The organism is Micromonospora sp. NPDC049240 (assembly GCF_040647835.1).
GTDB lineage: Bacteria > Actinomycetota > Actinomycetes > Mycobacteriales > Micromonosporaceae > Micromonospora.
On record NZ_JBEZCX010000019.1, the window covers coordinates 107862 to 129537 of the forward strand.

Annotated in this window: 17 protein-coding genes and 1 pseudogene; 6 read left to right on the forward strand and 12 right to left on the reverse strand. The window is 74.4% G+C overall.

Going from position 1 to position 21676, the window contains the following annotated elements; all coding sequences use genetic code 11:
- Window positions 1-93 precede the first annotated feature (93 nt).
- Complete coding sequence (locus tag AB0B02_RS26045; protein WP_357304447.1) at window positions 94-1629, forward strand: M1 family metallopeptidase; 1536 nt, start codon at window positions 94-96, stop codon at window positions 1627-1629.
- A 97-nt stretch (window positions 1630-1726) separates the two neighbouring features.
- On the opposite strand, the gene AB0B02_RS26050 is transcribed toward AB0B02_RS26045, so the two are convergent.
- Together AB0B02_RS26050 and gltB are read right to left on the reverse strand one after the other, a co-directional pair.
- Complete coding sequence (locus tag AB0B02_RS26050; protein ID WP_281936505.1) at window positions 1727-3232, reverse strand: glutamate synthase subunit beta; 1506 nt, start codon at window positions 3230-3232, stop codon at window positions 1727-1729.
- Entirely contained in the window at window positions 3225-7919 is a 4695-nt protein-coding gene (gene gltB / locus AB0B02_RS26055) for a glutamate synthase large subunit (protein ID WP_281936507.1), read from the reverse strand. The genes AB0B02_RS26050 and gltB overlap by 8 nt, the downstream gene beginning before the upstream one ends.
- 145 nt (window positions 7920-8064) lie before the next feature.
- Here gltB and AB0B02_RS26060 point away from each other — a divergent pair, with 145 nt between their 5' ends.
- On the forward strand, window positions 8065-8907 hold the full coding sequence (locus tag AB0B02_RS26060; protein WP_281936509.1) for a GNAT family N-acetyltransferase: 843 nt from the start codon (window positions 8065-8067) through the stop codon (window positions 8905-8907).
- Window positions 8908-8946: 39 nt separating this feature from the next.
- Here the strand turns inward: AB0B02_RS26060 and AB0B02_RS26065 are convergent, their stop codons facing one another.
- From AB0B02_RS26065 to trpC, 5 genes are all read right to left on the reverse strand, one after another.
- Window positions 8947-10134, reverse strand: a complete 1188-nt coding sequence (locus AB0B02_RS26065) for an NAD(P)/FAD-dependent oxidoreductase (RefSeq protein WP_281936511.1) — start codon at window positions 10132-10134, stop codon at window positions 8947-8949.
- Window positions 10135-10145: 11 nt separating this feature from the next.
- Window positions 10146-11366, reverse strand: a complete 1221-nt coding sequence (gene lgt / locus AB0B02_RS26070) for a prolipoprotein diacylglyceryl transferase (protein ID WP_357304453.1) — start codon at window positions 11364-11366, stop codon at window positions 10146-10148.
- Between the two features lie 338 nt (window positions 11367-11704).
- Window positions 11705-12508, reverse strand: a complete 804-nt coding sequence (trpA, locus tag AB0B02_RS26075) for a tryptophan synthase subunit alpha (RefSeq protein WP_357304456.1) — start codon at window positions 12506-12508, stop codon at window positions 11705-11707.
- 4 nt (window positions 12509-12512) lie between these two features.
- Complete coding sequence (gene trpB / locus AB0B02_RS26080; RefSeq protein ID WP_281936517.1) at window positions 12513-13739, reverse strand: tryptophan synthase subunit beta; 1227 nt, start codon at window positions 13737-13739, stop codon at window positions 12513-12515.
- A gap of 38 nt (window positions 13740-13777) precedes the next feature.
- Window positions 13778-14581: an indole-3-glycerol phosphate synthase TrpC gene (gene trpC, locus AB0B02_RS26085; RefSeq protein WP_281938492.1), complete on the reverse strand. Its 804-nt coding sequence runs from the start codon at window positions 14579-14581 to the stop codon at window positions 13778-13780.
- A gap of 443 nt (window positions 14582-15024) precedes the next feature.
- Between trpC and AB0B02_RS26090 the strand changes: the two genes are divergently transcribed.
- Entirely contained in the window at window positions 15025-15300 is a 276-nt protein-coding gene (locus AB0B02_RS26090; protein ID WP_357304459.1) for a hypothetical protein, read from the forward strand.
- On the opposite strand, the gene AB0B02_RS26095 is transcribed toward AB0B02_RS26090, so the two are convergent.
- The 4 genes and pseudogenes from AB0B02_RS26095 to AB0B02_RS26110 form a co-directional block, all read right to left on the reverse strand.
- Entirely contained in the window at window positions 15293-15856 is a 564-nt protein-coding gene (locus AB0B02_RS26095; protein WP_357304462.1) for a Trp biosynthesis-associated membrane protein, read from the reverse strand. The genes AB0B02_RS26090 and AB0B02_RS26095 overlap by 8 nt on opposite strands.
- Window positions 15853-16275, reverse strand: coding sequence for a phosphoribosyl-AMP cyclohydrolase (hisI, locus tag AB0B02_RS26100; RefSeq protein ID WP_281938494.1), 423 nt, complete (start codon window positions 16273-16275; stop codon window positions 15853-15855). The genes AB0B02_RS26095 and hisI overlap by 4 nt, the downstream gene beginning before the upstream one ends.
- A gap of 180 nt (window positions 16276-16455) precedes the next feature.
- Window positions 16456-17094 (reverse strand): annotated as a pseudogene (locus AB0B02_RS26105) (phosphoribosyl-AMP cyclohydrolase); the annotation flags it as partial.
- 162 nt (window positions 17095-17256) lie between these two features.
- Window positions 17257-17646, reverse strand: coding sequence for a MerR family transcriptional regulator (locus AB0B02_RS26110; RefSeq protein ID WP_281936523.1), 390 nt, complete (start codon window positions 17644-17646; stop codon window positions 17257-17259).
- 106 nt (window positions 17647-17752) lie between these two features.
- On the opposite strand from AB0B02_RS26110, the gene AB0B02_RS26115 reads away from it, so the two are divergent.
- The 3 genes from AB0B02_RS26115 to AB0B02_RS26125 are packed head-to-tail and all read left to right on the forward strand — an operon-like array spanning window position 17753 to window position 19886.
- Window positions 17753-18478 carry an ABC transporter ATP-binding protein gene (locus AB0B02_RS26115; protein WP_281936526.1) on the forward strand — a complete coding sequence of 242 codons (726 nt, stop codon included), beginning with the start codon at window positions 17753-17755 and terminating at the stop codon, window positions 18476-18478.
- Entirely contained in the window at window positions 18475-19230 is a 756-nt protein-coding gene (locus tag AB0B02_RS26120) for an ABC transporter permease (RefSeq protein WP_107157573.1), read from the forward strand. Before AB0B02_RS26115 ends, AB0B02_RS26120 begins: the two co-directional genes overlap by 4 nt.
- Window positions 19227-19886 carry a TetR family transcriptional regulator gene (locus tag AB0B02_RS26125; protein ID WP_357304466.1) on the forward strand — a complete coding sequence of 220 codons (660 nt, stop codon included), beginning with the start codon at window positions 19227-19229 and terminating at the stop codon, window positions 19884-19886. Before AB0B02_RS26120 ends, AB0B02_RS26125 begins: the two co-directional genes overlap by 4 nt.
- Here AB0B02_RS26125 and AB0B02_RS26130 read toward each other — a convergent pair.
- Window positions 19883-21658, reverse strand: a complete 1776-nt coding sequence (locus AB0B02_RS26130; protein ID WP_281936532.1) for an ABC transporter ATP-binding protein — start codon at window positions 21656-21658, stop codon at window positions 19883-19885. The two genes, AB0B02_RS26125 and AB0B02_RS26130, sit on opposite strands and share 4 nt — an antisense overlap.
- Window positions 21659-21676 lie beyond the last annotated feature (18 nt).

A 21676-nucleotide genomic window follows, 5' to 3' on the forward strand; every position in this document is an offset into this window, starting at 1 on the left:
TTTGAATAGCCCTGGCCGCCGACTCGGGGCAGATCCGTTTACATGTGTCGATTAGGTTGGCGGTGCGTACACCCGACGGAGGGAGTCCCACCCGTGCCACGCGCACTCTCGGCGGCGATCGCCGCCCTGACCCTCACCACCGCCGTCACCACCGTGACCGGCGCCCCCGGCCAGGCCGCCCCGACCGGATGGGGCCGCCCGCACGTCTCGGCGGCCACCCCCACGCCGGGCGGTCCCGGGCTGGGCGACAGCTACTTCCCCGACTACGGCAACGGCGGCTACGACGTCGACCACTACGACATCCGGCTGCGTTACGAGCCGGCCACCGACCGGCTCAGCGGCACCACCACGATCCTGGCCACCGCCACCAAGGACCTGTCCCGGTTCAACCTCGACTTCGCGCTGGCCGTCGAGTCGGTCCGGGTCAACGGCTGGACCGCCGGGTTCGCCCGCGCCGGCGACCACGAGCTGGTCGTCACGCCGGCCCGCCCGCTGACCAAGGGCCAGCAGATCACCGTCGTGGTGAAGTACGCCGGCATCCCGTCGGAGACCACCGTCTACGGCTACACCGGCTGGACCCGCACCGCCGACGGCGCGCTCGCCGTGAACGAACCCGAGTCGGCCTGGTGGTGGTACCCGAGCAACGACCACCCGAAGGACAAGGCCACCTGGGACATTTCCGTCTCGGTGCCGACCGGCCTCGAAGTGGTCAGCAACGGCGTGCAGCCGCGCGACCCGCTGCCCGAGGCCGGCAACCGCACCCGGTGGAGCTGGCGCAGCGTCAAGCCCGGCGCCACCTACCAGGCGTTCCTCGCCATCGGGCAGTACGACATCGTCACCGACACCGCACCGAACGGGCAGCCGGTGGTGAACGCGTACAGCACCACGCTGGGCGAGCGCCTGCCGGCCGCCCGGGCCAGCATCGAACGCACCGCCGAGATCGTCGACTGGGAGAGCGGGGTGTTCGGCCCGTACCCGTTCGAGGCGCAGGGCGGCGTGGCCGGCCCGGTCGACGGCATCGGTTTCGCGCTGGAGACGCAGACCCGACCGGTCTACGGGCCGGGCTTCTGGCGACGGGGCGCCAACCCGTACGTGGTGGTGCACGAGAACGCGCACCAGTGGTTCGGCGACTCGGTGTCGGTGGCGGCCTGGCGCAACATCTGGCTGAACGAGGGCTTCGCCTCGTACGCCGAGTGGCTCTGGTCCGAGGAGCAGGACGAGGGCACCGCGCAGGAGCTGTTCGACTTCACCTACGACAGCTACCCGGCCGACTCGGAGTTCTGGCAGGTGCTGCCCGGCGACCCGGGCGCCGGCCGGGTCTTCGACGACGCGGTCTACGACCGGGGGGCGATGGCGCTGCACCAGATCCGGCTGGCCGTCGGCGACGCGGCGTTCTTCCGGATCCTGCGCACCTGGACGGCCCAGCGGCAGTACGGCAACGGCACCATCGAGCAGTTCCAGGCGCTCGCCGAGCGGATCTCCGGCCGGGACCTGGACGCGGTGTTCACCACCTGGCTGTTCACCGCCGGCCGACCCGAGCTGGGCGCCACCGCGCGCACCTCGGCGGCGCCGGCGCAGCCGGCCTCCTGGACGAAGATCCGGTCGGCGCACGAGCTGCTTGCCCGCTGACCAGGCCGGCCGGGCCCGCTCCCCATTGGGGAGCGGGCCCGGCCGATGTCAAGCGGGTCCCCCGCCTCTACCGCAGGCGTTAGGAAGGGGCCCCTCCTTACCGGGTGGCGAGCGGCTGGCGGGCCGGGTCGACGGGGGCGGGCAGGTCGCCCGCTCCGCCCAGGTACGCGTGCACGGCCGCGGCGGCGGCCCGCCCCTCGGCGATCGCCCAGACGATCAGCGACGCGCCCCGGTGCATGTCGCCGGCGACGAAGACACCGTCGGCGGCCTGCCAGTCGGGGCGGGCGTCGATCGCGCCCCGGGCGTTGCGGGCCACCCCGAACTGGGCCAGCAGCGGCTGCTCCTCGGTGCCCTCGAAGCCGATCGCCAGCAGCACCAGGTCGGCCGGGATCTCCCGCTCCGAGCCGGGCAGCGGCGTGACGATGCGCCGGCCGTCGACCTTCTCCACGGTCACCTCGGCGATCCGCACGGCCCGGACCTGCCCGGTGCCGTCGTCCACGAACTCCTGCACCGCCACCGCGAAGACCCGCTCGCCGCCCTCCTCGTGCGCCGGGTAGGAACGCAGCAGCCACGGCCAGGTCGGCCACGGGTCCCGCGCGCCGTCGCGTTCGGTCGGCGGCTGCGGGTAGAGGTCGAGCTGGTGGACGCCGGCCGCGCCCTGCCGGTGGGCCACGCCGAGGCAGTCGGCGGCGGTGTCGCCACCGCCGATGATCACCACGTGCTTGCCGGCCGCGTCGATCGGCGTGCCGTCCGGCAGCGTGGCGAGCGCGGGCCGCCCGTCGCCGGCCGCCGCCACCACCCGGTTCGCGGCCACCAGGTGCGACATCGCCTGGTGTACGCCGCGCAGCGCCCGCCCCGGCGTCTGGAGGGTGTCCCGGCCCTGCAACGCGCCGCAGGCCAGCACCACCGCGTCGTGCTCGGCGCGGAGCTGCTCGGCGGTCACGTCGACGCCGACGTCGACGCCGGTGCGGAAGCGCACCCCCTCGGCGGTGAGCTGGGCGACCCGGCGGTCGACGTGCTGCTTCTCCAGCTTGAAGTCGGGGATGCCGTAGCGGAGCAGGCCGCCGACGGCGTCGTCGCGCTCGTACACGGTGACCGTGTGGCCGGCGCGGGCGAGCTGCTGCGCGGCGGCGAGGCCGGCCGGGCCGGAGCCGACCACCGCCACCGATCGGCCGGTCGACGCGGACGCGGGCCGGGGACGCAGCCCGCCCCGGGCCACCGCCGCGTCGGCGATCTCCACCTCGACCTGCTTGATGGTGACCGGCTGCTGGCCGCCCAGGCCGAGCACGCAGGCCGCCTCGCAGGGCGCCGGGCAGAGCCGCCCGGTGAACTCGGGGAAGTTGTTGGTGGCGTGCAGCGACTCCACCGCGGCGTCCCAGTTGCCGGTGCGGACCAGGTCGTTCCAGTCCGGGATGCGGTTGCCCAGCGGGCAGCCGTCGTGGCAGAACGGGATGCCGCAGTCCATGCACCGGGTGGCCTGCTCGCGGATCAGCTCCTCGCCGGCCGGCGGGTAGACCTCCCGCCAGTCCGTGATCCGCACCGGGACCGGACGGCGGGCGGGCAGCCGCCGGTCGTAGCGCAGGAAACCGTTCGGGTCAGGCACGGGCCACCTCCTGGGCGACCACCCGCGGCGCGGGCGGCACGGACGCGGTCGAAGGTGTGGTGAGAGCACTCATCACCGCGTCGTCGACGTCGCGGCCGGCGGCTTCGGCGGCCCGCATGATCTCCATGACCCGGCGGTAGTCCCGGGGCACCACGGCGGTGAACTCCTCCACCGCCTCCGGCCAGCGCTTGAGCAGCGCCTCGGCCACCGCCGAGTCGGTCTCGGCGAAGTGCCGCTGGACCAGCTCGTGCAGGCGGTCCCGTTCCTCGTCGCGCAGCGGCGACAGGTCGACCAGCTCGGGGTTGATCCGCCGCCGGTCCAGCCGGTGCACGAACGCGGTGCCACCGGACATGCCGGCGGCGAAGTTGCGCCCGGTCGGCCCGAGCACCACCACCGTGCCGCCGGTCATGTACTCGCAACCGTGGTCGCCGAGGCCCTCGACCACGGCCACCGCGCCGGAGTTGCGCACCGCGAACCGCTCCCCGACCCGACCGCGCAGGAACACCTCGCCGCCGGTGGCGCCGTACAGGATGGTGTTGCCGGCGATGATCTGGTCCTCGGCGCGGTGGCCGGGCTCGGCGTCGTGATCGACGAACGGCGCGGCGGCGTCCGGCCGGACCACGATCCGCCCACCGGACAGGCCCTTGCCGACGTAGTCGTTGGCGTCACCGTGCAGGCGCAGCGTCACGCCGCGCGGCAGGAACGCGCCGAACGACTGGCCGGCGGTGCCGCGCAGCAGGAACTCGACGGTGTCGTCGGGCAACCCGGCGCCGCCGAACCGGCGGGTCACCTCGCCGCCGAGCATCGCGCCCACGCTGCGGTGCTCGTTGCGCACCTCGACCTCGACCCGGACCGGCGTGCCGTCGCGCAGCGCCGGACCGGCCAGCTCGACGAGCCGGTTGTCCAGCGCCACGTCGAGGCCGTGGTCCTGCGGCCGGACGCCGCGCCGGGCCGCGCCCTCGGGCAGCTCGGGCAGGTGCAGGACCCGACTCAGGTCGAGCCCGTGGCCCTTCCAGTGGTCGATAGCGCCGACCACGTCCAGCAGCTCGGTCTGCCCGATCGCCTCCTCGATGCTGCGGAAGCCCAGCTCGGCCAGGTACCCGCGGACCTCCTCGGCGAGGAAGAGGAAGAAGTTCTCCACGAACTCCGGCCGGCCGGTGAACCGCTCGCGCAGCACCGGGTTCTGGGTGGCGATGCCGACCGGGCACGTGTCCAGGTGGCAGACCCGCATCATCACGCAGCCCTCGACGATCAGCGGCGCGGTGGCGAAGCCGAACTCCTCGGCGCCGAGCAGCGCCGCGACCAGCACGTCCCGGCCGGTCTTGAGCTGGCCGTCGACCTGCACGGTGACCCGGTCGCGCAGCTTGTTGAGCAGCAGCGTCTGCTGCGCCTCGGCCAGGCCCAGCTCCCACGGGGTGCCGGCGTGCTTGAGCGAGTTGAGCGGGGACGCGCCGGTGCCGCCGTCGTGCCCGGAGATCAGGATGACGTCGGCCTTCAGCTTGGCCACGCCGGCCGCCACGGTGCCCACCCCGACCTCGCTGACCAGCTTGACGTGCACCCGGGCGGCCGGGTTGACGCACTTCAGGTCGTGGACGAGCTGGGCCAGGTCCTCGATGGAGTAGATGTCGTGGTGCGGCGGCGGGGAGATCAGGCCGACGCCCGGGGTGGCGTGCCGGGTCCGGGCGATCCACGGCCAGACCTTGTTGCCGGGGAGCTGCCCGCCCTCGCCGGGCTTCGCGCCCTGCGCCATCTTGATCTGGAGGTCGTCCGCGTTGACCAGGTATTCGCTCGTCACGCCGAACCGGCCGCTGGCGATCTGCTTGACCGCCGAACGCCGCGCCGGGTCGTGCAGGCGCTCGACGTCCTCGCCGCCCTCGCCGGTGTTGGACTTGCCGCCGAGGCGGTTCATCGCGATCGCGAGCGTCTCGTGCGCCTCCGCCGAGATCGACCCGTACGACATGGCGCCGGTGGCGAAGCGCTTGACGATCTCGGTGGCCGGTTCGACCTCGTCCAGCGGCACCGCCGGACGGACGCCGGTGCGCAACGTGAACAGCCCGCGCAGCGAGCCCGCCTTGGCGGCCAGCTCGTCGACCTTGGCGGTGTACTGCCGGAACACGTCGTACTGGCGGCTGCGGGTGGCGTGCTGGAGCAGGAAGACCGTCTCCGGGTTGAACAGGTGCAGCTCGCCCTCGCGACGCCACTGGTACTCCCCGCCGACCTCCAGCCGGTCGGTTGGCTGCACGCCGGGCGCCGGCCAGGCGAGCGCGTGCCGGGCGGCCACCTCGGCGTGGATCTCGGCCAGCCCGATGCCGCCGATGGTGCTCGGCGTGCCGCGGAAGTAGCGGTCGACCAGGCGGGTGTCCAGGCCGACCGCCTCGAACACCTGCGCGCCACAGTACGACGACACGGTCGAGATGCCCATCTTGGACATGATCTTCAGGACGCCCTTGCCGAGCGCCTTGACGTAGTTGCGGACCGCCTTCACCCGGTCCACCCCGGCCAGGATGCCCGTGGAGATCATGTCCTCCACCGACTCGAACGCGAGGTACGGGTTGACCGCCGCCGCGCCGTACCCGATCAGCACGGCCGCGTGGTGCACCTCGCGGCAGTCGCCGGACTCGACGACCAGCGCCACCTGGGTGCGGGTCTGCTCACGCACCAGGTGCTGGTGCACCGCGGCGGTGAGCAGCAGCGACGGGATCGGGGCCAGGTCGGCGTTGGAGTCCCGGTCGGAGAGCACCAGGATGCGCACACCGTCCTCGATCGCCTCGGAGACGTGCCGGCAGATCTCGGTCAGCCGGGCCTTGATGCCGGCGCCACCGTCGCGGATCCGGTAGAGACCGGAGACCCGGACCGCCTTGAAGCCGGGCAGGTCGCCGTCCTCGTCGATGGAGAGGATCTTCGCCAGCTCGTCGTTGTCGATCACCGGGTAGGGCAGCACGATCTGCCGGCAGCTCGCCGGGCCCGGGTCGAGCAGGTTGCCCTCCGGCCCGATGGTGGACGCCAGGCTGGTCACCAGCTCCTCCCGGATGGCGTCCAGCGGCGGGTTGGTGACCTGGGCGAAGAGCTGGTGGAAGTAGTCGTAGAGCAGCCGCGGCCGGGTGGACAGCGGCGCGATCGGGGTGTCGGTACCCATCGAGCCGAGCGGCTCCGCGCCGCTGCGGGCCATCGGGCCGAGCAGGATCTTCAGCTCCTCCTCGGTGTAGCCGAACGTCTGCTGCCGGCGGCGGACCGAGTCGTGGGTGTAGACGGTGTGCTCGCGGGCGGGCAGGTCGTCCAGCTCGATCAGGCCGGCGTGCAGCCACTCCTGGTACGGCTGCGCGGCGGCCAGCTCGGTCTTGATCTCGTCGTCGGAGACGATCCGGCCGTTGACGGTGTCGACCAGGAACATCCGGCCCGGCTGGAGCCGGCCCTTCGCCACCACGGTGGCCGGGTCGAGGTCGAGCACACCCGCCTCGCTGCCCAGCACCACCAGGCCGTCGCTGGTGTGCCACCAACGGCCCGGACGGAGGCCGTTGCGGTCCAGCACCGCGCCGACGACCTCGCCGTCGGTGAACGCGACCGAGGCCGGGCCGTCCCACGGCTCCATCAGGCTGGCGTGGAAGCGGTAGAACGCGCGCTTGTCGGCGCGCATGTCCGGGTCGTTCTCCCACGCCTCCGGGATCATCATGAGCACCGCGTGCGGCAGGCTCCGCCCGGCCAGGTGCAGCAGCTCCAGGACCTCGTCGAAGTTGGCCGAGTCGGACGCCGCCGGGGTGCAGACCGGGAAGACGCGGCGGATGTTGCCAGACAGGTGCCCGCCGGCTCCGCCGGCGGCAGCGGAACCGCCGCTGAGCATCGACTCTCTTGCCTGCATCCAGTTCCGGTTGCCGCGGATCGTGTTGATCTCGCCGTTGTGCGCGATGAAGCGGTACGGGTGCGCCAGCGGCCAGGACGGGAACGTGTTGGTGGAGAACCGCGAGTGCACAAGCGCGATGGCGCTGACCACGCGCTCGTCGGTCAGCTCCGGGTAGAACGCCGGGAGCTGGTCGGGGGTGAGCATGCCCTTCCACACCATGGTGCGGCCGGACAGCGACGGGAAGTAGGCGGGCACACCCCGCTCGGCGGTCTCCCGCTCGACCTGCTTGCGCAGGCAGAACGCCACCCGGTCCAGGTCGAGCCCGGTCAGCGGCGAGCCGGCCGGGCCGGCGGGCGCGTCGGTCAGCCGGTGCGCGGCGACGAAGAGCTGCCGCACCCGGGGCATCGCCGCGAGCGCGGTCTCCCCCAGGCCGGACGGGTCGGTCGGCACCTCCCGCCAGCCGAGCACGTCGGCGCCCTCGACCAGCGCGTACTTGTCCACCACCCGGCGGGCGCGGGCCTCGGCGGCGTCGTCGTCGGGCAGGAAGACCAGGCCGGTCGCGTACTGGCCGGGCGGGGGCAGCGGGAAGTCGACGGCCGCGCGCAGGAACGCGTCCGGCACCTGGATCATGATGCCGGCGCCGTCCCCGGTGTTGTGCTCCGCGCCCCGGGCGCCCCGGTGGTCCAGCCGGCAGAGCGCCCCGAGGCCGTTCGCGACGACCTGGTGCGAACGCCGCCCGTGCAGGTCGGCCACGAAGGCCACGCCGCAGGCGTCATGCTCGTACGCGGGGTCGTACAGCCCCGTCGTCGGCGGGGCCGGTTGCGGGCTGAGAGGGTACGGAAAGGCCACCGGGCCTCCTGTCGTCACTCAGGATGGATCATGGAGGGGACGACGTCGGCCCGCTGGGGTTTATTGAGTCTACGTTAGGGCGTGCCGCGCAAGGCCAGTTCAGATTGATCACACTTCCAGATGCTGGGACGTGTAGTCTCGCGCGGTGGATCTCGTGCGTACTGACGTGCTCGACCGGTTGGAGCGGTTCTACGACGCGGTGCCCCGGGACGCGGCCCGGGTGGAGGAGTTCGACACCCTGGTGCTGTTCGTCCGGGACGGGGCCGGTTGGCCGTTCTACGCCCGCCCCCGGCCGGGCGCCACCGAGGCGGCCACGCTCGCCGAGGTGACCGCGGTCCGGGAACGGCAGCGCGAACTGGGCCTGCCGGAGGCGTTCGAGTGGGTGCACGAGCACCAGCCGAGCCTGCTGGCGGTGGCCCGCTCGGCGGGGCTGACCGTGCTGCAGGCGCCGCTCATGCTGCTGGAGGCGGAGCGGCTGCCCGACCCGGGCACGCTCAGCGACGTACCGATGCGGGTGCTGGACCCCGACGACCCCGGCTTCGCGGCGGACATCGCGCTGCGCCGGGCCGTCGCGGCGGTCGGCTTCGCCCACGGCGGCACCGCCCGGGGCGACGCCGGGCCGGCCGAACGGGACGCCGCGCTCGCCCGGCTGGACGTCGACGCGCTGGACGAGGAGGCGGCCCGGGTGGCCGACGGCCGGCGCGTCTCGGTGCTCGCCGGCACCCCGGCCGAGGGCCCGCTGGCCAGCGGCATGGCGATGCGGGTCGGCGACGTGGCGGAGATCGCCGGGGTGGCCACCCTGCCGTCCGCCCGACGACGCGGGCTGGGCGCCGCGGTGACCGCCACGCTGGCCCGGGAGCTGCGCGCCGCCGGCACCGACCTGGTCTTCCTGAGCGCGGGCAGCGAGGACATCGCCCGGGTCTACCTGCGGGTCGGCTTCCGCCGGGTCGGCACCGCCTGCATCGCCGAGCCGGCCGCGGTCATCTGAGCACCCCCGGCGGCCCTGGCGCAGCCCGCGCCGGGGCGGTCAGGACGGGGGTTGCCAGTCGGCGGCCGCCGCGGCGGCGGTGTTGCGCAGCCGCGGGCTGATCGTGCCCAGCGCGGCGTCCCGGGCGCGCAGCGCCAGCCGACCCCGGGTCTGCAACACGGCCGACATCCGGCGGGTCTGCCGGACCATGGTCGCCGCCCGGGGACGGCGCAGCCGGTCGTACGCGGTCACCGCGTCCGGCAGCCGCGACTCGCGCAGCAGCCCGGCGAGCGTGGCCGCGTCCTCGAACGCCAGGCAGGCGCCCTGCCCGAGGTGCGGCGGCATGGCGTGCGCGGCGTCACCGAGCAGCACCACGCCGCCCGGGCCGACCGGAAAACCGTACGACCGGGGCAACGGCCGCAGCTCGCGGACCTCCTGCTGCACCACGTCGACCGGGTCGGTGGCCTCCAGCAGCGTGGCGATCGGCGCGGGCCAACCCGCGAACCAGCGCTTGAGCAGGGCGAGCTGGATCTCCGGCGGCTCGGGCCGGGGCGCGCCGGCGGCGGTCGCCACCCAGTAGATGCCGCCCCGGCGCGACGCCCCGGCGGTGCCCCGCTCGCCGAGCGAGGCGGCCACGAACCGGTAACCGGCACCAAGCGTCTCGCCGTGCACCGGCTGGTCGTCGGGAAGCTGCGGGGCGCGGTACCAGGGGATGACCGCGCGCCAGGCGGCACACCCGGAACTCACCACGGCGGTCTCCGGGGCGAGCTGCCGCCGGATCTCGCTGTCCGTGCCGTCGGCGGCCACCACGAGGTCGGCGGAGAACGTGTGCCGGCCGTCGTCCACCGCCGGCCGTTCGCCGGCGACCGCGCGCACGTTGCGCACCGTCACGCCGGTACGCAGCTCCACCCGCTCGCCCAACCCGGCGATGAGCGCGTCGTGCAGGTCCTCCCGGTGCACCACCACCGGCATCCGCTCGGCCGGGGTGGGGCGGGGCTGCACCAGCCACTGCCCGTCCGGGCGGCGGATCCCGCCGTCGGGCAGCGGCGTGGCGATCGCGTCCAGCCCGGCGCCGAGGCCCAGCGCGCGCAGCGCGCGTACCCCGTTCGGCCAGAGCACCACGGCGGTCGCCTCCGGTCGGACCCGGTCGGCCCGCTCCAGCAGCGTGACCTGCCACCCGGAGCGGGCCAGCGCGCCGGCCACCGCCATTCCGCCGAGGCCGGCGCCGACCACCACCGCGCTGCGCATGACTCCCCCGCTCAGCTGTCCCGGTCCGCCGGTCGCCCGCCGCCGTCCGCCCGCCCGGCGTCCGCGTCGGCCCGGTCGGCGTCGGCGGCCCGCCCGGCGTCCGCGTCGATCCGGTCGGCGTCGTCGATCCGGTCGGCGTCGTCGGCCCGGTCGGCGTCGTCGGCCCGGTCGGCGTCGTCGGCCCGGTCGGCGTCGTCGGCCGCCGTGGGCTCCGTCGGGGGCAGCGCGCCGGTCTCCCGGTACGCGCGGAACTGGTCTTCGGTCACCACCCGGTAGCCCTCCGGCGCCACCGTGGCCGCGGCGGGCTCGCGGGCGGCAAGGTCGACCTGGGACACGTCGCCGGCCGGCGTCGCCGGTACCGTCGGCTCACCGATCGGGACGAGGTACTCCCGGGGGCCACGGACCCGGACGAAGTAGGCGAGCGCGCCGAGGAAGACCAGCGCCGCCGTCCAGACGTTGAGGCGTACGCCGAGGATGTGGTTGGCCTCGTCGGTGCGCATCAGCTCGATCCAGAACCGGCCCGCCGTGTAGCCCATCACGTAGAGCGCGAACGCCCGGCCCCGGCCCAACCGCAGCCTGCGGTCGAGCACCAGCACCAACGCGGCGACGCCAACGTTCCAGAGCGCCTCGTAGAGGAACGTCGGATGGTAGAGCCCGGGTTGCAGGACCGGGCTGCCGGCGTCGTCGCGCAGCGCGCGACCCGGATTGTCCGGGTCCATCACGTGCACCTCGAGGCCCCACGGCAGGCTGGTCCGCCCGCCGTAGAGCTCGTTGTTGAACCAGTTGCCCAGCCGGCCCACGGCCTGCGCCAGGGGCATGCCGGGGGCCAGCGCGTCGGCGACCACGGAGAGCGGGATGCCGAGCTGCCGGGCGGCGAGCCAGGCACCGACCGCGCCGCCGGCCACCGCGCCCCAGATGCCGAGCCCGCCCTCCCAGATGGCGAACGCCTTGAGCGGCTGGCCGTCGGCGCCGAAGTATTTCTCCGGGGAGGTGATCACGTGGTAGAGCCGGGCGCCGATGATGCCCGCCGGCACCGCCCAGACGGCGATGTCGAGCACGGCGCCCGGTGCGACGCCGCGGCGCCGCAGTCGGTACTCGGTGACCACGCAGGCCACCACGATGCCGACAATGATGCAGAGCGCGTACGCCCGGATCGGAACCGGACCGAGCTGCCAGACGGCGGTGCTGGGGCTGGGCATGGCCGCCAGGGGAGTCATCGGGGCGAGGGTCACGGGTGCACACGGTACCGGTGCGGACCGTGTGCGCGGCACCCCGGTCCGGCCTGTCCGGTCGTCGGCGCGGCGCGCCACGCGCACCCGCCGTCAGTGCTTCCAGTGCCTACGAACTTGATGGCACAGGTGACTCAACGCACAACGCACCGTCGGCGTGGTCCGGCGCGCCTGACCCATCCACGCCATCAAGTTCGTAGGCGAAGACTGGCATCCCCGTCCTGCCCACGCCGGAGAGCCGGACGGCATGGACCGCGTCGGGGCGAGCGCATCACGAATCACCGCCGGGATCGACCGACGGCGAGCTGCGGCAGGGACCGACGACAGGCCGACGACGGGGGTCAGCGAACGGGGTTGCGGACGCCCTCGGCGAGTTCGGTGCTGAGCGTGCGCAGCGCGGCCAGGCCGGCGGCCTCGTCCGGCGCGTCGAGCACGCAGCGGACCAGCGCGCTGCCCACGATCACCGCGTCGGCGTACCCGGCGACGGTGGCGGCCTGCGCGCCGGTGCCCACGCCCAGCCCGACGCCGACCGGCAGGTCGGTGACCTCGCGCAGCCGGGAGACCAGGACCGGCGCCGCCTCGGAGGTCTGGGCGCGGGCGCCGGTCACGCCCATGATCGCGGTGGCGTAGACGAAACCGCGGCAGTGCTCGGCGGTCATCCGCAGGCGTGCGTCGGTGGAGGACGGCGACACCAGGAACGTCCGGTCCAGGCCGTGCGCCTCGGAGGCGGCCAGCCACTCGGCCGCCTCGTCGGGGATCAGGTCCGGCGTGATGAGCCCGGTGCCGCCGGCGGCGGCCAGGTCGCGGGCGAACGCGTCGACGCCGTACTGCTCGATCGGGTTCCAGTAGGTCATGGTGACCACCGGCGCGCCGGTCGCGGCCACCGCCTCGATGACGCGCAGCGCGTCGGCGGTGCGCACGCCGCCGGCCAACGCGATGTCGCTGGCCTTCTGGATGACCGGCCCGTCCATCACCGGGTCGGAGTAGGGGATCTCCACCTCGACGACGTCGACGCCCGCCTCGACCATGGCGGTCATGGCGGCGATGCTGCCCTCGACCGTGGGGAAGCCGGCCGGCATGCAGCCGACCAGCACGGCCCGCCCGTCGGCCCGGGCCTTGTCGAAGGCGACCCCGATGCGACTCACGCTCTCACTCCTTGTCGAGGATGCCGAAGTACGCGCCGGCGGTGTGCACGTCCTTGTCGCCACGGCCGGAGAGGTTGACCACGATCACCGGCTCCCGGCCCAACTCGGCGGCGAGTTCCGGGGCGATCTTGCGGGCGCCGGCCAGCGCGTGCGCGCTCTCGATCGCCGGGATGATCCCCTCGGTGCGGCAGAGCAGCTCGAACGCGGCCATCGCCTCGGCGTCGTCGACGGGCAGGTAGGTGGCCCGGCCCGTGTCGTGCAGCCAGGCGTGCTCCGGCCCGACGCCCGGGTAGTCCAGACCGGCCGAGATCGAGTGCGACTCGATGGTCTGGCCGTCGGCGTTCTGCAGGACGTAGGTGCGGGTGCCGTGCAGCACGCCCGACGAGCCGCCGGTGATGCTGGCCGCGTGCCGGCCGGACTCCACACCCTCGCCGCCGGCCTCGAAGCCGTAGAGTCGCACCCCGGCGTCGGGCACGAAGGCGTGGAAGATGCCCAGCGCGTTGGAGCCGCCGCCGACACAGGCCGCGACCGCGTCCGGCAGCGCGCCGGTCAGGTCCAGGCACTGCTGGCGGGCCTCCACGCCGATGCCGCGCACGAAGTCCCGGACCATCTCCGGGAACGGGTGCGGCCCGGCGGCGGTGCCGATCAGGTAGTGGGTGTCCTCGACGTTGGCGACCCAGTCGCGCATCGCCTCGTTCATCGCGTCCTTGAGCGTGCGCGAGCCGGCCGTCACCGGGATCACGGTGGCGCCGAGCATCCGCATCCGGGCCACGTTGAGCGCCTGCCGCTCAGTGTCCACCGCGCCCATGTAGACCACGCACTCGAGATCGAACAGCGCGGCGGCGGTCGCGGTGGCCACGCCGTGCTGGCCGGCGCCGGTCTCCGCGATCACCCGCCGCTTGCCCATCCGCCGGGTGAGCAGCGCCTGGCCGAGCACGTTGCGGACCTTGTGGGCGCCGGTGTGGTTGAGGTCCTCCCGCTTGAGCAGGACGCGCGCCCCCACCTGGGCGGAGAGCCGCCGGGCCTCGTACAGCATCGAGGGGGTGCCGGCGTAGTCGCGCAGCAGCGCGTCGAACTCGGCGAGGAACTCCTCGTCCCCCATCGCCTTGCGGTACGCCGCGTCCAGCTCGTCGAGCGCGGCGACCAGCGCCTCGGGGACGAACCGGCCGCCGAACCGGCCGAAGTGGCCGGCGGCGTCGGGAACCTGGCCGGCAGCGGGTGCGGCGCTCATCGCGGGCGTCCTCTCGGTTCGGGTGGGCCCGGCGCGGGTCAGCGCACCGGGCGGGGCGTGGCCGGGTGGTTCCCGGCGTTGACCAGCTCGGCGACCGCCTCGCGGGGGCTCTTCTGGGTGACCAGGCCCTCGCCAACCAGGACGGCGTCGGCGCCGGCCGAGGCGTACCGGATCAGGTCGTGCGGACCGCGCACGCCCGACTCGGCGATCTTGACGACGCGGCTCGGCAGCCCGGGCGCGATCCGCTCGAACACCGACCGGTCGACCTCCAGGGTACGCAGGTCGCGGGCGTTGACGCCGATCACCTGCGCGCCGGCCTCCAGGGCCCGGTCCGCCTCTTCCTCGGTGTGCACCTCGACGAGCGCGGTCATGCCCAGCGACTCGATCCGCTCCAGCAGCCCGACCAGCGCGTTCTGCTCCAACGCGGCGACGATCAGCAGCACCAGGTCGGCGCCGTGCGCGCGGGCCTCGTGCACCTGGTAGCTGGAGACCACGAAGTCCTTGCGCAGCACCGGCACGTTCACCGCGGCCCGGACCGCGGCCAGGTCGTCAAGCGACCCGCCGAACCAGCGGCCCTCGGTCAGCACGCTGATCGCCCGCGCGCCACCGGCCGCGTAGTCGCTGGCCAGGTCGGCCGGATTCGCGATCTCGGCCAGCCGCCCCTTGGACGGCGACGAGCGCTTCACCTCCGCGATCACGGCCACGCCGGGTCGGCGCAGCGCCGCGTACGCGTCGATCGGTGGCGGCGCGGCGGCGGCCAGCTCGCGGATCCGCTCCAGCGGGAGCTGTTCCTGCCGCCGGGCCACGTCCTCGCGCACCCCGGCCAGGATCTCGTCGAGCACCCCTGCGGACGGCGCCGCTCCGGCGTCGTCCCCCTCCGCGTGCGCATGCTCAGCAGTCACCAACGGACTCCCCTCTCCGGGTGTCATGGGCCGATGCTAGGTGGCGCCACCTGGCGACACGTGCCGGGGGGTATGGCGCACCTCACGACATGGGCTGTGGCATGATGGCCGACTTCGGGTGAACGCGGTGTCACGCAGCGCCACCGCATGCATCGACCATCGCCCATGACCCATCTCACCACGCCCGGCCCGACCTCGCAGCCCGACGTCCGGCCCGCTGTGACCAAGGTCAAGGACTTCCGCCCCTGTGCAGGTCGCCCCGCGTGCGGGAGCGTTGACCTGCGCTTCACGGTGGCGAAACGTGAGCCGGACACCATCGTCGCAGGGCAGACTCGACGAGGCCGCTGCCGACCGAAGCCGAACGATCTCGTGTGGGGTGAACCATGAGCGCCAACGGGCCGCACCAGAACATCGGGTTGACCACCGTCTCCCGAACCGTCGCCTCACTCGCCGTCGGCGTGGTGCACACGCTCGAACGCGCGGTGGCCGGTGACGGCCGGACGCGTACCGCCCGGGGCAACGCCTGGGAGGCGGTCTGCGCCGACCGGGCCCGGGCCGCGCAACGCCGCGAGTTGGAGCGGCTGGTGGCCGAGCTGGCCGCCGCCCGGGCCGCGGCCCGGGACCGCCGGACGACGCGCGAGGCCCAGCCGGTCAGCTGACCGTCGGGTCCTCGCCCCGGTCCAGCGCGTCCCACGCGTCCCGGGTGCCCCGTTCGACCGCCGGCCGGTCCGCGTCGGCGGGGCCGGTCGACCCGGCCCGCCGCTCGTACCGGGCGCCCATCGCCGGCCACCGCCCGGCCCGCCACGCGGTGAACGCCCCGCCGGTCGCGAGCGCCAGACCGCCCACCAGCACCAGGGCCGGCCAGAGCCGGCTGACCCCGGGCTCGCCGAGACCGACCCCGCCACCGACCGCGACGGCCAGCCCGACGACCGCCAGCAGCACGCCGAGCAGCCGGCGCAGCCGCCCCCCGGTGGCCAGCACCGCGCCGCCGCCGGCCAACCCGACGTAGGCCAGCGCCGACACCCACGGCAGCAGGTCCGCGCCGGTGCGGCCCGACCGCCCAGGTGCGAGGGAACCACCGGCGGTCGGGTCGGTCGACCAGCTCCGGGTCACCGCCCAGGCGGCCAGGCCCGCGCCGGCCAGGCAGAGCAGCACCGCGTACGCCAGCTCGCGCCGGCCCCGGACGGCGGGCGGGCCGACCGCGGCGTCGGTCACGGGGTCACCCCCGGCGAGCTGACCGGCAACTCGGTGAAGAAGCAGGTGCGGTGACCGGTGTGACAGGCCGCGCCCACCTGCTCCACGCTGACCAGCAGCGCGTCGCCGTCGCAGTCCAGCGCGACCGAGCGGACGTACTGGTGGTGGCCGGAGGTCGCGCCCTTGACCCAGTACTCCCCCCGGCTGCGCGACCAGTAGGTGGCCCGGCCGCTGGTGAGCGTGCGGTGCAGCGCCTCGTCGTCCATCCAGGCGACCATCAGCACCTCACCCGAGTCGTGGGCGCGGACCACGGCGGCGACCAGACCGTCCGGGGTGCGGCGGAGCCTGGCCGCGATGGCCGGGTCGAGCTGGGAGGGCCGGGCCGGGCCGGCGGCGGAGCGGGCGGAGGCGCCGGTCACGGGCGCGTCAGAGGCGGGCACGGTTGACCATTCTCCCGCACGTGGCGCCGGCACCGTCGACGTGTCCCGGGTCGCCGGTGGCGCCGCGTGCAGCGTCCGGCTGAGCTGACCGAGGTAGCGGTCCACCCGACCGTCGGCGAGCGCCTCGGCCAGGTCCGCGCCGGCCACCGCGGCGACCTCCCCGGCGTACGGGCGGACCAGCGGGACGATGCCGGTGACCAGGCGGCCGGCGGCGGCCCCGACCTCGGCCGGATCACCGGCGCGCAGCCCGAGGCAGAGCAGCATGTCGGCGCGGTAGCCGGGCGGGGCCACCGGCAGGTCCAGCGCGGCGGTCAGCGCGGCCCGACGGGACACCACCCGGACGGCCGGGTTGGCCAGCCGGAGCACCGAGGGGCAGAGCCGGGCCAGGTCGGCCGCCGCGAGCCGGACCCCGGGGGCGTCGCCGGCCCAGTGCGCCCCGGCCACCTTGCCGAGCGTGGCGACCAGGTCCTCCAGGCGCGGCTCGTCGGCGGGCTGGCAGAGCACCGGCAGGTCGATCCGGCGGCGCCACTCCGGCACCGCCCAGAGCAGCCGGGCGGGCGCGGTGACCGGCAGCCCGAACGCCCAGTCGGCGGGCTGCCCGAGCCGGCGCACCCAGGAGCGGACGTCCCGGGAGGCCACCGAGACGTGCACCAGCCGGCCGTCGAACTCGGCCAGGTAGGCGTCCCGGCTCGCGTACGCGCCGGTGGGGCGGGCCGGGGCCGTCGAGGCGGGACGCTCCTCGTCGGTGGCGACGAGCACGTCCACGTCGACGTCGCTGTGCTCGGTGGCGGCCCGTCGGGCGTGGCTGCCGCGCAGCATGATCCCGACGACCGGTCGGTTCGCGGCCCGGCGCAGGCGGGTGGCCCAGTCGTCGAGGAATCGGGACTCGGGCAACGAAGCGGGACCCACCGCGACATGGTGCCGGAAGTCCGATCTCAAGCGCAATGCCCGATGGCGGACCGGGTGTCCGGTGCGGGTGGCTTAGCCCAGTTCCTCTTCGGCCTGCCGGTACAGGTCGATCTTGTGGTCGAGGGCCTTGAGATCCTCGGTCAGCTCGGCCATCCGGGCCAGCACCCGGGCCCGGTGCGCCTCGAACAGCGCCCGCCGCGCGCCGAGCGTACGGTCGCCCTGCCGGGCCAGCTCGGCGTAGCGGCGCATGTCGCGCACCGGCATTCCGGTCCGGCGCAGCCGCAGGAGCAGGAACAGCCAGTTGACGTCCGCCTCGGTGTAGCGCCGACGGCCGGCGGAGTCCCGTCCGACCGGCGCGACCAGCCCCTCCTGCTCGTACCAGCGCAGCGTGTAGGTGGTCAGGCCGACCCGCTGCGCCGCCTCGCCGACGCTGAGGCTCTTCTCCCGGATACCGATGTCCACCGATCCAGGCTTCCAGTTCGAGCCCACTCGAAGTCAACAGCATTGCCCGGCCGATGGAATTCATCTACCGTTGATTTCAACGGTAGATGAATTGTCGGAGGCGGACATGGACGACGCGGTGGCGGTCCGTGGCCTGGTGGTCGACCGGGGCGGGCGGCGGGTGCTGCACGGCATCAGCTGCGCCGTGCCCCGCGGCACGGTCACCGGGCTGCTCGGGCCCAGCGGCAGCGGCAAGACCACGCTGATGCGCGCGGTGGTCGGCGTGCAGACGGTCGACGCCGGCACGGTCGACGTGCTCGGTCGGCCCGCCGGCACGGCCGAGCTGCGCCACCGGGTGGGCTACCTGACCCAGGCGCCGAGCGTCTACGCCGACCTCACGGTCCGGGAGAACGCCCGCTACTTCGCCGTGCTCCAGGGCCGGGGCCGTGCCGACGCCGACCGCGCGGTGTCCGACGTCGGGCTGGCCGGGGCGGCCGACCAACTGGTCGGCACGCTCTCCGGCGGCCAACGCAGCCGCGCGTCGCTCGCCTGTGCCCTGGTCGGCGACCCGGAGCTGGTCGTCCTCGACGAGCCCACGGTCGGCCAGGACCCGGTGCTGCGGGCCGACCTGTGGGCCCGCTTCCACGCCATGGCCGCCACCGGCACCACGCTGCTGGTCTCCAGTCACGTGATGGACGAGGCGGCCCGCTGCGACCGGCTGCTGCTGATCCGCGAGGGCCGGCTGGTCGCCGACGACACCCCGGCCGCGGTCCGCGCCGCCACCGGCGTGGACGACCTGGAGGAGGCGTTCCTGCGCCTGATCCGCGACGGCGAGTCGGAGGCCACCTCGTGAACGGGCGCATCCTGGCCGCCACGACCGGGCGGATCCTGCGTCAGCTCCGGCACGACAGGCGCACCGTCGCGCTGCTCGTCGTGGTGCCGGCGGTGCTGCTCACGCTGGTCTACTTCATGTACGTCGACCAGCCCACCCCGCCCGGCGCGCCGCGCACCTTCGACCGGGTCGCGCTGATCATGCTGGGCTTCTTCCCGTTCATCATCATGTTCCTGGTGACCAGCATCGCCATGCTCCGCGAGCGCACCACCGGCACGCTGGAACGGCTGCTCACCACGCCGCTGGGCAAGCTGGACCTGCTCTTCGGCTACGGCATCGCGTTCGGGCTGGCCGGGGTGCTCCAGTCCACCGTCGCCTCGCTGGTGGCCTACCAGGTGTTCGGGCTGGACACCGCCGGCAGCCCGTGGCTGGTCGTGCTGATCGCCGGCGTGAACGCGGTGCTGGCCGTGGCGCTCGGCCTGTTCTGCTCCGCGTTCGCCCGCACCGAGTTCCAGGCGGTGCAGTTCATGCCGGTCGTGGTCGCCCCGCAACTGCTGCTCTGCGGGCTGTTCGTGCCCCGCGGCCAGATGGCCGGCTGGCTCCAGGCCGTCAGCGACGTGCTGCCGCTGTCGTACGCGGTCGAAGCGCTCCAGGAGGTCGGCGCGCACGCCGAGCCGACCGGCACCATGTGGCGCGACGTGGCGATCGTGGCCGGCGCGGCGGTGGTCGCGCTGGTGCTGGCCGCCGCGACGCTGCGCCGGCGCAGCGGATGACCCCGCGTCGCGACGCCGAGCCGGCGGCGCAGCCGAGAAGACCGCGTCGCACCGGGCGGCGGCCCGGCAACCCGGACACCCGGGAGGCGATCCTCGCCGCGGCCCGGGACGCGTTCGCCGAGCGCGGCTTCGACGCCACCGGAATCCGGACGGTCGCCGCCGCCGCCGGCGTGGACCCGGCGCTGGTGCACCACTACTTCGGCGCCAAGGAGGAGCTGTTCCGCGCCGCCATGGCGATCCCGGTCGACCCGGCCGAGCTGGTGCCCCGGGTGCTGGCCGGCGGCCGGGACGAGGTCGGCGAACGGCTGGTCCGCACGTTCCTGAGCGTGTGGGACTCGCCGGCCGGCGCCGCCGCGGTGGCGCTGCTCCGCTCCGCGGTGAGCAACCAGTGGACCGCTCGCCTGCTGCGCGAGTTCCTCACCACCCAGATCCTGCGCCGGGTCGTCGACCAGCTCGACCTCGACCCGGCCGAGGAGCCGCTGCGGGGCGCGCTGGTGGCCACCCAGGTCGCCGGCCTGGCCATGATGCGCTACGTGATCCGCCTGGAACCGGTCGCCTCCGCGACCCCGGACACGCTGGCCGCCACCATCGGCCCGACCGTGCAGCGCTACCTCACCGGCCCGCTGGCCCCGGGCGGGCCGACCGACGCCGGCTAGCGGGTCTGCTCCAGCCAGGAGGCGTAGAGCAGGGCGTAGACCGAGTCGGTGTCCCGGACCAGTTCCTCGTGCGAGCCGCGCTGCACGATCCGGCCCCGGTCCACCACGATCACCTCGTCCGCCGCCTGCGCGGTGGAGAGCCGGTGCGCGATGGCCAGCGTGGTGCGCCCCCGGGTCACCGCGTCCAGCGTGCGTTGCAGGCGCACCTCGGTGGCCGGGTCGACCGCGCTGGTCGCCTCGTCGAGCACCAGCAGGTCCGGGTCGGCCACGTACGCGCGGGCCAGCGCCACGAGCTGCCGCTCGCCGACGCTGAGCGCCTCGCCGCGCTCGCCCACCGGGGTGTCCAGCCCGGCCGGCAGCCCGTCCAGCCAGTCGGCCAGGCCCAACTCGGTGAAGGCGGCGGTGAGCCGGGCGTCGGACAGCTCCGGGCGGGCGAACCGGACGTTCTCCCCGACCGTGGCGTCGAACAGGAAACCGTCCTGCGGCACCATCACCACCCGGGCGCGCAGCGAGTCGAAGCGGACCTGACGCAGGTCGACGCCGGAGAGCAGCACCTCGCCCTCGGTCGGGTCCATCAGCCGGGTGAGCAGCTTGGCGAAGGTGGTCTTGCCGCTGCCGGTCTCGCCGACCACCGCCACCCGGCTCTTCGCCGCGATGTCCAGCGTCACGTCGTGCAGCACCGGCGGCCCGCCCGGATAGGCGAACGTCACCTGGGCGAAGCGGACGTCGAGCGGACCGGACGGCAGCTCCCGGCCCCGCTCGCCCGGGTCGGCCACGTCCGGCTCGACGTCCAGCACGTCGAGCACCCGACGCCAGCCGGCGATCGCGTTCTGCGCCTCGTTGAGCACCTCGGTGGCGATCTGCACCGGCTGGATGAAGAGCGTGACCAGGAACAGGAACGCGGTGAGCTGGCCGACCGACAGCGTCCGGTCGACGCCCAGGCTCACCCCGACCACCACCACGCCGGCCAGCGCCAGGCCGGCGGCCAGCTCGCCGACCGAGCTGCCCAGGATGCTGATCCGGATGGCCCGCTGCTGGGCCAGCCGCTGCCCGTCGATCGCCGCGTCCAGCCGGCGGGCGGTGCGCCCGGCGATCCCGTACGCCCGGATCACCGGCGCGCCGACCACGCTCTCGCCGATCGCGCCGAGCAGCGTGCCGGTCCGCTGCCGGACCAGCCCGTACGCGCCGGCCAGCCGGCGCTGCAACAGCCGGATGATCAGCACCGCGGGCGCGAACGCGACGAGCACCACGAGCGTCAACTGCCAGGAGTACGCCAGCATCACGGCGGTGGTCACCAGCAGCTGCCCCAGGTTGACCAGGAGGATCACGCCGCCCCACTGGAGGAACTGGGTGATCTGGTCGACGTCGCTGGTGACCCGGGAGACCAGCGACCCGCGCCGCTCGGACTGCTGGTGCAGCATGGACAGGTCGTGCACGTGCCGGAACGCGCGGGTCCGCACGCCGGCCAGCGCGGTCTCGCTGACCGTGAACAGCCGACGCATCATCAGGTAGCCGCAGGCGGTGGTGACCACCAGCACGGCGACGGTGACCGCCACGGTCAGCGAGATGACGCCCAGGTCGAGCCCGCCGACGATGCCGTGGTCAATGCCGCGCTGCACCGCCACCGGCACCGCCACCCGGCCGACCATGTAGACAAGCGCCAACGCCAACGTGCCGGCCAGCCCGGTCTTCAGCTCCGGCGAGAGCGCCAACCCGCGCCGCAGCGTCCCCCAGGTCGACTCAGACCGCTCGGCCGTGATCGTGCTCGTCACCGGACCCGCCTTCCGTTC

Bases quoted from the DNA above. Each gene is read 5' to 3' on its own strand.
- AB0B02_RS26090 (WP_357304459.1), top strand. From the start codon at position 15,025: ATGAGCGCCAACGGGCCGCACCAGAACATCGGGTTGACCACCGTCTCC.
- AB0B02_RS26125 (WP_357304466.1), top strand. From the start codon at position 19,227: ATGACCCCGCGTCGCGACGCCGAGCCGGCGGCGCAGCCGAGAAGACCG.
- trpB (WP_281936517.1), bottom strand. From the start codon at position 13,739: ATGAGCGCCGCACCCGCTGCCGGCCAGGTTCCCGACGCCGCCGGCCAC.
- AB0B02_RS26065 (WP_281936511.1), bottom strand. From the start codon at position 10,134: ATGCGCAGCGCGGTGGTGGTCGGCGCCGGCCTCGGCGGAATGGCGGTG.
- AB0B02_RS26115 (WP_281936526.1), top strand. From the start codon at position 17,753: ATGGACGACGCGGTGGCGGTCCGTGGCCTGGTGGTCGACCGGGGCGGG.